Below are 12744 nucleotides of genomic sequence, written 5' to 3'. Positions count from 1 at the left end.
TCGATCAGACGATCAGAGCCACCTTCAGCGACGCGGCGTTCGATCAGACGATCAGAGCCACCTTCAGCGACGCGGCGTTCGAGCAGACGATCCGAACCGCCTTCAGCAACGCGGCGTTCGAGCAGACGGTCCGAACCACCTTCGGCAACACGGCGTTCGAGCAGACGATCCGAACCACCTTCGGCAACACGGCGTTCGAGCAGACGATCCGAACCACCTTCGGCAACACGGCGTTCGATCAGACGGTCCGAACCACCTTCGGCAACGCGGCGCTCGATCAGACGATCTGAACCACCTTCAGCCAGACGGCTTTCGATCAGCTTGTCCGAGCCGCCTTCAGCGACCAGGGTGTGAGCAGGCGTTACTGCAAAAGCGTTAACTGCGAAAACCGAGAAAGCGATGCCGAGAAGGGTTTGGCGTTTCATGATCGTGTGCTCCAGAAAGTTGTTTGTTTGTCTGGAGCCGATGTTACGCCGCGCAGTTTTTATGAGAACTTCATTGACGTGATGGTGAACATCGACGCCGATGATGTTTGCCAGGAGCGTTGATTCAGAGCGCTTTCGCCCGGATGCACAACTCGCCGCTGGCACGAATCAGCGCCAGGTCATGCAGCGAATCGGCGGCCAGACCGTTGCGGACATCGGCCAGCCAGGCCGGGCAATTCGGATCCTGGCGATAGGGCGCGAAGGCGGCGTACTGCTGCAACAAGCGCTTTTGCAGTTCATCCAGGCGCGGGCGGATCTGTTTGCCCAGATCCGGACGCGGTGTGTCCGGTGCAGCACCTGCCGCTTGCCATTGCGCGAGCAGACCGTATTGCACCAGTTTGTTCGCTTCCATCTGTGCGGCGATCAGTTGCGCGACGTCGTCCGGATCGAGTTTGTGTTCGGTGGCCAGAGTTCGGGCATTGGCGATGACCTGCGCCTCACGCGGGCTGTCCTGAACAGGCTTGCCGCTGTCCCATTTGGTCAACGCAACCAGATCACCGATGCTCAGGCGTTCATTCAAAGTGGCCAGTAGCGGTTTCAATGAAGCAGGCGCTGCTGCGGGTTCGGCTGCCTGCGCGTAGGCGGCCGACAGAGCGAGGAGGGAGCCAAGCAGAAAATTTGCAACGTTACGCATGAACCGAGCCTCAATAGTACGTGTCGACAGAGTCGCTGATTTACCACAGCCGCAACACTGACACAAAGCGATGCACGGCATTTACACAAATGCAAAACAGACAATCAACACCGTCTGGAAATGTTGATTGCACGCTGCACGCAACTCACCGAAGCTATCGTCAATCAGGCCTGCCGCCGTCGAGATGGACCTCCATTCAATGCATAGCGCCACCTTCGCCAAACCGCTCTGGCAAACCTATCTGCTGTTTCTCGCGCCGATGGTGCTGTCGAACTTCCTGCAATCGATGTCCGGGACGGTCAACAGCATTTACATCGGTCAGATGCTCGGCACTCAAGCACTGGCGGCCGTATCCGGTATGTTTCCTGTCGTGTTCTTTTTCATCGCCCTGGTCATCGGCCTCGGCGCTGGCGCGGGCGTGTTGATCGGTCAGGCGTGGGGCGCGCGCGAAACGCACATGGTCAAGGCGATTGCCGGAGCGACGCTGCTGCTGGGTGTGTTGATCGGTTTGGTCGCGGCGGTGCTGGGCACGGTGTTTGCGCGACAGGCACTGACGGGGTTGGGCACGCCGGCGGATGTACTCGACGACGCGGTGGACTACGCCCACGTCATGTTGTGGATTCTGCCATCGCTACTGGTATTCGTGCTGTTCACCCAATTGCTGCGCGGGGTCAGCGATACGCTCTCACCGCTGCTCGCGCTGATCGTCTCCACTGCCGTCGGGCTGGCGTTGACTCCGGCGTTGATTCGCGGCTGGCTGGGCTTGCCGCCACTGGGCATTCAGAGTGCGGCGTATGCCGGGCTGGCGGGGAATCTGTCGGCAATGGCGTGGCTGGCCTGGCGGCTGATTCGCAAGAGCCATCCGCTAGCGCCGGATCGAGAGTTCTTCGCCGCATTGCGACTGGACCGGGTGATCCTCGGTAAGGTTTTGCGCATCGGCCTGCCGACCGGGGTGCAGATGATCGTGCTGTCGTTGTCGGAGCTGGTGATCCTGGCACTGGTCAACCAGCATGGTTCTCAGGCGACAGCGGCCTATGGCGCAGTCACCCAGATCGTCAACTATGTGCAGTTTCCGGCGCTGTCGATTGCGATCACCGCGTCGATCCTCGGTGCCCAGGCGATCGGCGCCGGGGATCTGCAACGCATGGGTCCGATCCTGCGCACCGGGCTGTTGATCAATGTGTGCCTGACCGGTGGCCTGATTGTGCTGGGTTATCTGTTATCGCACTGGTTGCTGGGCCTGTTCCTCACCGAGGACTCGACCCGGGCGATGGCCGAGCATCTGCTGCACATCATGCTCTGGAGCCTGTTGGTGTTCGGTTTCCAGGCCATCATCGGCGGGATCATGCGTGCCAGCGGCACGGTACTGGTGCCGGTGGTCATTTCGATTATCTGTGTGGTCGGCGTGCAGTTGCCAGCGGCTTACTGGCTCGACGGGCAGTTCGGTTTGCAGGGTGTGTGGATGGCGTTCCCGGTTGCCTATTTGGGGATGCTGATTTTGCAGACCCTGTATTACAAATTGGTGTGGAAGCATCAGAAGATAGAGCGGTTGATATAGGCGCTGGCATAACAACGGGTTGTTTGCTTAAGTCAACCAAGGCCCTCGACGACACACGCCGCCCGGAGAATGTCATGCCGTTGCGATTGCTGCTGTTTGCCGCGTTTACATCGTGCGTCATGGTCGGTGCGCAGGCCGCTGAATACAACCGGGTCAACACCAGCGCCAGCCAGATCAGTTTCACCTACAACCAGATGGGCTCGCGAATGTACGGCACCTTCGGCAGATTCGAGGCGACGCTGGACTTCGATACCGACGACCTCGGCAAAGCCCAGACCACGCTGCATATCGATCTCGCCAGCATCGATGCCGGCAGTGAAGACGCCAATACCGAACTGGTGAAACCGGCGTGGTTCGACACCGGGAAATTCCCGCTCGCGGTGTTCAAGTCCAGCCGTTTTACTCAAGTGGACGAGCATCGTTACCAAGTCGCCGGTCAGCTCACGCTCAAGGGCATCACTCGCGAGGTCGAGGTGCCGGTGGAGTTGAAACCGGACAACGCCATCGGCATCTTCGACGGTGAGCTGGTGCTCAATCGAGAGGAGTTCGGCCTCGGCGCAGGGGAGTGGGCTGACAGCGTGGTGTCGAGGGACATCAACATCAAATTCAGGGTGGTGGCGCCACAACAGTAACGGTTCAATAGATCCGGCACGGTATGATGTCGCGGTTCGTCGACGGCTCTGATCATCGGCAACGTTTTTTATCGCCGGAGTTTGCCCATGCCACGCATCACCCACTACACCTCCCCATGCCCGGAAAGCGTCAACAGCCAGATCCTGCAAATGGTCGTCGACTACCTGACCGACATCAGTGCGGTCGGCCTCGGCCCGAGCAATCTGCTGTACAACGTTTATCAGTACGCGGTGGGTTATGAGGTGCATCTCTACCTTGAGGCGTTGAACGGCCAGAAGGGCACCGAGGTGGAATTGCTGGTGGCCACTAACGATGAAGACCCGGAGCAAGTCATCGGATTCCTCATCTGTCTGCCGGTGCAGGGCGATTGGGAGGCGTGCAGCGTCGCGTACATGGCGGTGCGTGAAGGCCATCGGCGCCAAGGTGTGGCGCGGGCGATGCTCGCGGACATGGTCGGGCGCTATCCGCATGCGGAAATGGCCTGCAGCATTGGCAAGGTCCCGTATTTCGAGGCACTGGGTTTTGAAGTGATCGGCCAGCGCGAAACCCAGGTGCTGATGAGCACGCGGCATTACCGCAGCAACGGCCTGCGCGGGTTCATCGACACCACGCCGATCTATCGCTCGCTGGAAGTGCAGCAGATTCACACCTATCTGCTGCAGAAGAACGGCAAGCGCGCGATGCTCGATGCGGAAAAACAACGCGATCGCCATCTGGACCAGACCAGCCGCCACGTAGAAGAATTCGTCCGTCAGCGCCTGACCCTGCACTGATCGTCGGCCAATCAAAAGCCCTTGCTGCGCATCCCGCGGCAAGGGCTTTTTTGTGCCTGCTTCTCAACCGAGCTTGACGTTCATGGTGATGCGCGCGGTGAAGACTTTTTTACCCTCGCAATCGTGAATGTCGACGTTGACTACCTTGTCGCCATCGCTTTGCCAATCCACACCTTCAGCGCTGGCCACAGCGGTGACGTCGGTTTTCGCCTTGGCCAGATATTCCACGGTCATGCCTTTGGGAATCCAGCGCGCGCCGGCCGGGATCGACACGTCGGTCATCATTCCGCCGGCCAGTTCCGCCGCGTTGCACAGGGCGATCGCATGCACCGTGCCAAGGTGATTGGTAATTTCCTTGCGAAACGGCACTTGTACGGTGGCGGCGTTCGGGCGCAATTCGCTGATCAGCGGATTGATGGTGCTGAAGTACGGGGCGAACTGACAGGCCATTTTGCTGAATGCATCCGCGCCGACGCTGTTGAACATGCTGAGAGATTGACTCATGGGTAGGCTCGCTGGGTAGTTTGCAGAATGATGTTCCGTTACAGAATAATGTTCTGTAACGGAACGGTATTCTGTTCGCGGCAAATCTGTCAACCTAGGCGCGATTTGTTCACGGGCACTTGATGCCTTTTTCAATCTCCGTTTTTGGACCCGAGCAGCATGGACACCGCCGATCTACTGGAACGCAGCTACCCCGGCCGCCGCGCCGAACTCAAACGCGATATCTTTCGCAAGGCCCTGAGCCTGTTCAATGAACAGGGGATCGAAGCCACCACCATCGAAATGATCCGTGCCGAGTGCGACACCAGCGTTGGCGCGATCTACCACCATTTCGGCAACAAGGAAGGGCTGGTCGCGGCGCTGTTTTTCACCGCGCTGGAGGATCAGGCGCGTCTGCGTGATGCGTATCTGGACGCGGCCAATACCACGGAGGAAGGAGTGCAGGCGCTGGTCTTCAGCTATGTCGACTGGGTCGAGCAGCAGCCGCAGTGGGCGCGTTTTCAGTACCACGCACGATTTGCAGTGACCAAAGGCCCGTTCAAGGAAGAGCTGGCCGAGCGCAACAAGACGCGCAACCTGCGCTTGGGCCAGTGGTTGGCCGAATCGGGTCGCGCCGCTGAGCTTAAGGATTTGCCTGCGGAGTTGCTGCCATCGCTGATCATCGGCCAGGCGGACAGTTACTGCCGGGCTTGGCTGGCAGGGCGAGTTAAGGGCAGTCCGATGGCTTATCGCGAAGTGCTTGCGCAGGCGGCATGGCGGTCGATTCGCGCCGAAGGTCTCGCCGAGAACTGAAATACGCAGACAAAAAAGAGCCTCCAAGCTCTTTGATGGGGAGGAAGTAGAGCCCGTGAGGCTCAAGAGGCGTGTGAAGCAAAGCGTGGGCTTGATTGAGGTTCAGAACACCCACGCCTACGCAGCGCCGGATCAATCCAGTCACCGCGTAGCTTCATCCTAGGAGCGTGCAATGGACGACTCAAGTACCGCCAGTCGTCCTTGCACAATGCCGGTTCACGCCGGGCGCGATCCAGGCCAACCGGATTTTTTCAGCGCCGCCAGAAGCGTCTGCCCATCCAGACCCGGCACCGAATGGCCGTTGCCCTCGCTGCTGTCGCTGGCGAGCAGGGCATTGATGATCGCTTCTTCCACGGCTTCGGTCGCGGCCAGAAACAGCTCGCTGATGTGGTCGTTGTTGACCATGCGCAAACCGTCGCAGGTGGCTGCGCGTTTAGCCTCGTAAGCGGCAGGCGGGACGTGATCATTGCCAGTGGCGAAGGCTATGAAGATGTCGCCGCTGTGGTCTTCGTTACCGCCGCCGGTACGCGCCAGGCCCAGGCTGGCACGCTGTGCCAGACGCGTGCATTGATGGGGCAGCAGCGGCGCATCGGTGGCCAGGCAGACGACGATCGAGCCCATGCCCGGGTGCGGCAGCGCTGCCCGCAGGAACGGTGAATCCTTCTGTTCCATATAGCGCCCGACCGGGTAACCATCGACGCGTAATTCACTGCGAATGCCGTGGTTGGCCTGCACGATCGCGCCAACGGTCCAGCCACCCTGGGCAGCACTCAAACGGCGCGATGCGGTGCCGATGCCACCCTTGAATTCGTGGCAGATCATGCCGCTGCCACCACCCACCGCACCTTCGCCTACCGGCCCATCCGCGGCGCCGTTCAGTGCCTCGGCGACATGCTCGGGTTTGACGTGAAAGCCGTTGATGTCATTGAGCAGTCCGTCGAAGGTTTCCAGCACCACCGGCATATTCCAGTAAAGCCGTCCGTCATCCGGCTGCTGCTCTCGGTCCAGCACAATCAGCGCATCACGCACCACACCCAGGCTGTGGGTGTTGGTAAAGGCAATCGGACTGGTCAGCAGACCGGCCTCGCGAATCCATTCCAGGCCGGTCGCATCACCGTTGCCATTGAGTACATGCACGCCGGCAAAGCACGGTTGCTGGCTGGTCGAGCCGGGGCGCGGCCCGATCAGCGTGACGCCGGTGCAGATGTCACGGCCGCTGCTGCTGCGACCACGTACATTGCTGTGACCGACGCGCACCCCCGGCACATCGGTAATTGCGTTGAGCGGGCCGGGTTGCATCTGGCCAATCAGGATATCGAGATCACGGGCACGCGGATTCATAAGATTCAGTCTCTTCATTGAAAAGGTCGGGCGGCTTACCGCTCGGATGAGGCAGGCAGATTTCTTGCGCGGGTTACTGGCCGTTCTTGACCTTGCTCCACACCCGCGTACGCACGCGTTCGACGGCTTTGGGCAAGGGTTCGAGGGTGTAGAGGGTGGCCATGGCGGCAGGGGACGGGTACACCGCCGGGTTGTCGCGAGTGGCTGCTGCCACCAGCGTTGTCGCGGCGCGATTGCCATTCGGGTACGACAAGTGATCACTGACCGGCGCGATCACTTCCGGTCGCAGCAGGTAATCGATAAACGCCAGGCCTTGGGCGCGATTGGGGGCGTCCTTGAGCAGCACCAGAGTATCGAACCACACCGGCGCGCCTTCCTTGGGCAGGCTGTAGGCGATCTTTACGCCGTTATTGGCCTGCTCGGCATTGGTCTTGGCTTCGAGCATCGCCCCGGACCAGCCAACCGCCACGCAGATATTGCCGTTGGACAGATCGCTGATGAACTTCGAAGAGTTGAAGTAGGCGATGTGCGGGCGCAGCTTGAGCAGCAGTGCTTCGGCTTTTTTGTAGTCCTCGGGATCGGTGCTGTTCGGCGGCAAGCCCAGGTAATGCAGGGCGACCGGCAGCATTTCCGACGGCGAATCGAGCATCGCCACGCCGCACTCGCCCAGTTTGGCCAGATTGGCTTCGTTGAACAGCAACTCCCAGGAATCCACCGGCGCTTTGTCACCCAGCGCGGCGCGGACTTTGTCGACGTTGTAGCCAATGCCGTTGGTGCCCCACAGGTAAGGCACGGCGTACTGATTGCCCGGATCGTTGACCGCGAGTTTCTTCAGCAGATCGGGGTCGAGGTTTTGCCAGCCTGGCAGTTGATCGCGAGGCAACGGGGCGAGGGCGCCGGCTTTGATCAGGGTCGGCAGGCTGAAGTTGCTCGCCACGACAACGTCGTAGCCGCTGCGGCTGGTCATCAGTTTGCCTTCGAGCACTTCGGCGCTGTCGAAGGTGTCGTACACCGGCCGGATGCCGCTGTCGCGCTGGAAATCATGCAGGGTGTTCGGCCCGATGTAGTCGTACCAGTTGTAGACATGCACGCTCGGCTCGTCTGCCGCCATGGCAACCGAGGAGAGACAAAAACAGGCCAGCAGGCCCGGGTTGATAGATCCACGGTGACGACGCATGATGCGGCACTCCTGGCCTGTCGCAGGCCGGTGATGAACTGGAGTGGTCAGGCTAACGGGCCGGTCACACCAGCCCTATTCCCATCATGGGTTACTCGAAAGGGGTAGTGCGTGGACGCGTTGTTGCAGGAACTGCCGGTGCATCAGAGTCTGGCGCGGGTATTTTCTCACCTCGGGCAGGACGGTTTCTGGCGCGCGCTGGTCGACACCCTGCGCCTGCTGGTGCCGCTGGACAATGCCCTCGTCGCCCTGATGCAGGCCGGCCAGCCGCCGCGTTTGCTGATCGACTTCGACAGCAAGGGCTACGTGGACGACCAGCAGGAGCTGGCCGGTTATACCGCCGGCATGTACCTGCTCGATCCGTTTTATCAAGCCGCCGTCAGCGGGATCAGCGACGGCCTGCACAGCCTGGCCTCCGTTGCGCCGGATCAGTTTCTGCACAGCGAGTATTACCAGAGCTACTTTCGTGCCGTGGTGGGCGAGGATGAATTGCAGTTTCTGATCAACGTCGAAGGCGCGGTACTCGGCTTGTCCCTGGGCCGCTCGACCGCGTTTGGCATGGCCGAGCAGGGCCGACTGTTGTGCGTTCGTGACTGGGTATTGGCGGCGATGCGTCGCCACATGCAGTTGCTGCCGCCGCAAGGGCCGGTGGCTGAAGCGGTGGTGGGTGATCTGGCGACGTTGCTGGACCGTTTCGATGCCCGGCTGACCGCGCGCGAGATCGACACGGCGCGTCTGATCCTGCAGGGCTTTTCCAGCAAGGCGATGGCCCAGCAGATGGGGATTTCGCCGGAGACCGTGAAGGTGCATCGGCGCAATCTCTATCACAAGCTCAATGTCACCGGGCACGGTGAGTTGTTTGCACTGGTGCTGCGGCCGACGGTTTTTTGATCCACACAGAACTTGTGTGGGGGCGAGCCTTGGTGTTTCAGCTGATGCGCTGGAAGACCAGGGCTTTCAGGCCGCTCTCTGGATCGATATCGGGAAACTCCGGCGGGTTGTCCAGCCGATGCTCGAAGCGCAGGCTCGGCGCTTCCTGGGTCACGCCATCAATCAGAAAATCGGAACCGAACGACGGGTCGTTCATGCACGCGAGCACCGTGCCTTGCGCGGTGAGCAGTTCCGGCAAGCGGCGCAACACCCGTTGATAATCCTTGGTCAGCAAAAAGCTGCCTTTCTGAAACGACGGCGGGTCGATGATCACCAGATCGTACGGGCCGCTGTTGATCACCTTGCCCCAGGACTTGAACAGGTCGTGGCCGAGAAAGCTGACCTTGCTCAGGTCGTGGCCGTTCAAACGGTGATTGTCACGTCCACGGCTCAGCGCGGCGCGGGACATATCCAGGTTGACCACATGGCTGGCGCCACCCTCGATTGCCGCCACGGAAAAGCCGCAGGTGTAGGCGAACAGGTTCAACACCCGCTTGCCCACCGCCTGTTCGCGCACCCAGTTGCGTCCGTAACGCATATCGAGAAACAGCCCGGTGTTCTGCTTGCGCCCCAGGTCGACGCGGTACTGCAAGCCACCCTCGACGATGGTCATTTCTTCGATTTCCTCACCGATCAGCCATTCGGCCGTGCTTTGCGGCAGATAACGGTGCTGGATCAGCAAAGTGTGCGCGCCGGACTGCTGCCACTCGGCCGAGGCGGCGAGGAGCAGCAGCGAATCCCGCAGATCTTGCAGCTGCTCAGGCGCCGGTTCCTTGAACAGCGACACCAGCACCACGCCCTGCAACCAGTCCACGGTCAGCTGCTCCAGCCCCGGCCAGCAGCGCCCGCGGCCGTGAAAAAAACGGCGGGTTTCGCTGGGCGCCGTTGCCAGTGCGGGCAGCAAATGAGCGTGGAGGGTCGCGAGGGCTTCAGGGGTCATGGATCAGGATCGGCCAGTCAAAGGGCCGGCATTTTAACCACAAATGAGGGGATTCGATGGGCGCTGCGCTTCGAAAAACAACACCTTGGCGAAATCCTCTGTATCAAAAATGAATTTCTTCAGGGCGCGCTGCTCATACCAGATAAGCAGCGGATTCAAAACCGCTTATCAAAAATGTAATTCGGGGGAGTGCTGTTCATGTGCCCTACACCTACGTCGAGCGCGCACCTTCCTGGCGGGTTGATTCTGATTGTCGAGGACGACCCGTTGATTCTGGAGTTTCTCTGCGAAATTCTCCAGGAGGAAGGGTTCAAGGTCGAACCGCAAACCAGCGCCGACGCCGCCTCACTGTATCTGGAAAAACATGCAGCCGACGTTGCGCTGCTGCTGACCGACATCACCATGCCCGGCACGCTTAACGGCGCGGACCTGGCCAATCTGTTCGGCGACCGCTGGCCGGAGAAACCGGTGATGGTCATGTCCGGCTATGAAACGCCCGAGACTTCCGGGGTCAAGCATTCGGTGGCGTTCATCAAGAAGCCGTGGGCGATCGGTCAGTTGCTCGATTGTGTGGAAAGCGCGTTCAAATCCAAGGCGCCGCAGTTGCACTGACAAGTGCTACATTGCCGGGCCAGGCTGCCCGGCCAACTGTCAGAGGATTTGCTCTCTTGTCTGCACAAGCATCGGTTTTTGATCGCGCGTTCGGCGCGTTCCTGTTCGACATGGACGGCACCGTCCTCAACTCCATCGCCGCCGCCGAGCGCATCTGGTCAGCGTGGGCGGTGCGCCATGGCGTTGATGTCGAGACGTTCCTGCCGACCATCCATGGCGCGCGGGCGATCGACACCATCACCCGGCTGAATCTGCCGGGGCTGGATGCTGAGCAACAAGCAGCGTTCATCACCGCAGCGGAAATCGAAGACGTTGAAGGCATTGTCGAGATTCCTGCGGCGGCAGCCTTTCTCAACGCGCTGCCGAAAAATCGTTGGGCGATGGTGACGTCGGCGCCTCGCGATCTGGCGTTGCGGCGGATGGCGGCGGCGGGGATTCCGGAGCCGGCGGTGATGATCACGGCGGAAGATGTAAAGGCTGGCAAGCCTGATCCTGCGGGGTATCTCTTGGCTGCAAATAAGCTGGGAGTCGAGCCGGCTGACTGTCTGATTTTTGAAGACGCCACGGTTGGTATTCAGGCTGCGGAAGCGGCGGGCGCGGCGTTGATGATTATCACCACCACGCACCAGCACCCGATAGAAACGGCGCATGCGACGTTGGCCAGTTACGATGCGATCGGCGTCAGAGTCGGCGCCGATGGTCTGCTTCGTCTGACGGAAATCTGATCTGTTCCGAAATGCCCCTCACCCTAGCCCTCTCCCGCAGGGAGAGGGGACTGACCGGGGGATATTCAGGTAATACGCCGACGTGAAAGGTCTTCTCTGAATCCATAATCGCTATGGTCTTTCAGGTCGACGTCAAGTTCAGCACAACTCGGTCGGTTCCCTCTCCCCCGGGAGAGGGCTAGGGTGAGGGGCTACGGTCTGCCAGACACAGGGGATCGTCGATCAAACCACATCCCCGTCACCGGTCGGCAGCTCGACCATGCCGGCAATATCGCAACTACGCTGATTCATGCTTGTGAAATCGTCGCCAAAGTCGAGCGCGGTGGAACTCCTTGCTAATGAGGTAAACGCATGAAGATCGATCTAAGTGGAAAACTGGCCATCGTCAGCGGCAGTACCGGCGGCATCGGTCTGGGCATCAGCCAGTCGCTGGCTGAAGCCGGGGCGACGGTGGTGGTCATCGGTCGCGACACGGCCAAGGTCGAGCAGGCGCTGGCGAGCATTCGCCAAGCGGTGCCCCGCGCGCAGTTGCGTGGTCTTACCGCCGATCTGGGCACGGCCGAGGGCGCGGAAAAGCTTTTCGCCGCCGAACCGCGCGCGGACATTCTGGTCAACAACCTCGGCATCTTCAACGACGTCGATTTCTTCGAGACTCCCGACAGTGAGTGGACGCGCTTCTACGAGGTCAACGTGATTTCCGGCGTGCGCCTGGCGCGGCATTACGTGCCGGCGATGGTCGAGCAGGGTTGGGGCCGGGTGATCTTTCTGTCATCGGAATCCGGGGTGGCGACGCCGGCTGACATGCTCAATTACGGCGTGACCAAAAGCGCCAACCTCGCGGTGTCCCACGGCCTGGCCAAACGTCTGGCTGGTACCGGGGTCACGGTCAATGCGATCCTGCCGGGGCCGACTTTCACCGATGGCCTGCAGGACATGCTCAGAGACGCGGCCGCCGAATCCGGGCGCGACCTGCGCGACGAAGCCGACGCCTTTGTGCGCAAGGCCCGTCCGACTTCGATCATCCAGCGCGTAGCGGATGTTTCGGAAGTGGCGCATCTGGTCACGTACATTGCATCACCGCTGTCCTCGGCCACCACGGGCGCAGCGTTGCGCGTCGATGGCGGCGTGGTCGACAGCCTGACTATCTGAAATTTCCGAAAGAGAGGTTTTATGCCAACAGCATCTGCAACCATCGACATCCCGGCCTCGGCCGATCAGGTCTGGCAATTGATCGGCGGCTTCAACACGCTGCCGGACTGGCTGCCGTTGATCACCAACAGCGAACTGAGCGAAGGCGGGCGAGTGCGCACCCTGCAAACCGCTGACGGCGGCGTGGTCGTCGAACGTCTGCAGACCTTCGATAACGCCGCAAAAACTTACAGCTATTCGATTGAACAGGCACCGTTTCCCGCCAGCGATTATCTGGCGACGATCAAGGTTGAAGCCCAAGGGCAGGGTGCGCGGGTGACGTGGTCGGGGCGATTCAATGCGGTCGGCGTGAGCGATGAAGAAGTGGTGGCGTTGTTCAACGGCATCTACCAGGGCGGGCTCGAAGCCTTGCGGGCGAATTACCCAACCTGAGACGCCGATCGTTCCCACGCTCTGCGTGGGAATGCAGCCCGGGACGCTCTGCGTCCCAT

The 12744-nt window shown here is 60.6% G+C and carries 15 protein-coding genes; 9 read left to right on the top strand and 6 right to left on the bottom strand.

Annotation, left to right across the window (positions count from 1 at the left end; translation table 11 throughout):
- Together D8U60_RS00875 and D8U60_RS00870 are read right to left on the bottom strand one after the other, a co-directional pair.
- The coding region (locus tag D8U60_RS00875) for a phage infection protein (RefSeq protein ID WP_130899285.1) at positions 1-425 on the bottom strand (425 nt) is incomplete at its 3' end.
- Between the two features lie 124 nt (positions 426-549).
- Positions 550-1119 (bottom strand): chorismate mutase, encoded by a 570-nt coding sequence (locus D8U60_RS00870; protein ID WP_130899264.1) that lies wholly within the window; start codon positions 1117-1119, stop codon positions 550-552.
- A 199-nt stretch (positions 1120-1318) separates the two neighbouring features.
- On the opposite strand from D8U60_RS00870, the gene D8U60_RS00865 reads away from it, so the two are divergent.
- The 3 genes from D8U60_RS00865 to D8U60_RS00855 all read left to right on the top strand — a co-directional run bounded on the left by D8U60_RS00865 (position 1319) and on the right by D8U60_RS00855 (position 4083).
- Entirely contained in the window at positions 1319-2677 is a 1359-nt protein-coding gene (locus D8U60_RS00865; protein WP_130899263.1) for an MATE family efflux transporter, read from the top strand.
- A gap of 74 nt (positions 2678-2751) precedes the next feature.
- The gene (locus tag D8U60_RS00860; protein WP_130899262.1) at positions 2752-3309 is read left to right on the top strand and encodes a YceI family protein; all 558 of its coding nucleotides are present in this window, start codon (positions 2752-2754) and stop codon (positions 3307-3309) included.
- An 87-nt stretch (positions 3310-3396) separates the two neighbouring features.
- Positions 3397-4083 (top strand): GNAT family N-acetyltransferase, encoded by a 687-nt coding sequence (locus D8U60_RS00855; protein WP_071171786.1) that lies wholly within the window; start codon positions 3397-3399, stop codon positions 4081-4083.
- 63 nt (positions 4084-4146) lie between these two features.
- Here the strand turns inward: D8U60_RS00855 and D8U60_RS00850 are convergent, their stop codons facing one another.
- A complete protein-coding gene (locus tag D8U60_RS00850) occupies positions 4147-4587 on the bottom strand; it encodes a hotdog fold domain-containing protein (RefSeq protein ID WP_130899261.1) in 441 nt (146 codons plus the stop codon).
- A 159-nt stretch (positions 4588-4746) separates the two neighbouring features.
- Here D8U60_RS00850 and D8U60_RS00845 point away from each other — a divergent pair, with 159 nt between their 5' ends.
- Entirely contained in the window at positions 4747-5379 is a 633-nt protein-coding gene (locus D8U60_RS00845) for a TetR/AcrR family transcriptional regulator (protein ID WP_130899260.1), read from the top strand.
- 216 nt (positions 5380-5595) lie between these two features.
- Here D8U60_RS00845 and D8U60_RS00840 read toward each other — a convergent pair whose 3' ends face one another.
- Entirely contained in the window at positions 5596-6720 is a 1125-nt protein-coding gene (locus D8U60_RS00840) for a P1 family peptidase (protein WP_130899259.1), read from the bottom strand.
- A 73-nt stretch (positions 6721-6793) separates the two neighbouring features.
- Positions 6794-7897 carry a polyamine ABC transporter substrate-binding protein gene (locus tag D8U60_RS00835; protein WP_130899258.1) on the bottom strand — a complete coding sequence of 368 codons (1104 nt, stop codon included), beginning with the start codon at positions 7895-7897 and terminating at the stop codon, positions 6794-6796.
- Between the two features lie 111 nt (positions 7898-8008).
- Here D8U60_RS00835 and D8U60_RS00830 point away from each other — a divergent pair, with 111 nt between their 5' ends.
- Positions 8009-8788, top strand: a complete 780-nt coding sequence (locus tag D8U60_RS00830; RefSeq protein ID WP_122612162.1) for a helix-turn-helix transcriptional regulator — start codon at positions 8009-8011, stop codon at positions 8786-8788.
- Positions 8789-8825: 37 nt separating this feature from the next.
- Here D8U60_RS00830 and D8U60_RS00825 read toward each other — a convergent pair whose 3' ends face one another.
- On the bottom strand, positions 8826-9767 hold the full coding sequence (locus D8U60_RS00825) for a class I SAM-dependent methyltransferase (RefSeq protein WP_130899257.1): 942 nt from the start codon (positions 9765-9767) through the stop codon (positions 8826-8828).
- A gap of 198 nt (positions 9768-9965) precedes the next feature.
- On the opposite strand from D8U60_RS00825, the gene D8U60_RS00820 reads away from it, so the two are divergent.
- The 4 genes from D8U60_RS00820 to D8U60_RS00805 all read left to right on the top strand — a co-directional run bounded on the left by D8U60_RS00820 (position 9966) and on the right by D8U60_RS00805 (position 12685).
- The gene (locus D8U60_RS00820) at positions 9966-10379 is read left to right on the top strand and encodes a response regulator (RefSeq protein ID WP_024013374.1); all 414 of its coding nucleotides are present in this window, start codon (positions 9966-9968) and stop codon (positions 10377-10379) included.
- 56 nt (positions 10380-10435) lie between these two features.
- Positions 10436-11104, top strand: a complete 669-nt coding sequence (locus tag D8U60_RS00815; protein WP_130899256.1) for an HAD-IA family hydrolase — start codon at positions 10436-10438, stop codon at positions 11102-11104.
- Positions 11105-11455: 351 nt separating this feature from the next.
- Positions 11456-12253 (top strand): SDR family oxidoreductase, encoded by a 798-nt coding sequence (locus D8U60_RS00810; RefSeq protein ID WP_130899255.1) that lies wholly within the window; start codon positions 11456-11458, stop codon positions 12251-12253.
- Between the two features lie 21 nt (positions 12254-12274).
- Positions 12275-12685 carry an SRPBCC family protein gene (locus D8U60_RS00805; RefSeq protein WP_130899254.1) on the top strand — a complete coding sequence of 137 codons (411 nt, stop codon included), beginning with the start codon at positions 12275-12277 and terminating at the stop codon, positions 12683-12685.
- Positions 12686-12744: the final 59 nt, after the last annotated feature.

Source organism: Pseudomonas sp. Sample_11 (assembly GCF_004307505.1).
GTDB classification, from domain to species: domain Bacteria; phylum Pseudomonadota; class Gammaproteobacteria; order Pseudomonadales; family Pseudomonadaceae; genus Aquipseudomonas; species Aquipseudomonas atacamensis.
This window is presented reverse-complemented; position numbering and strand designations above follow the sequence as displayed.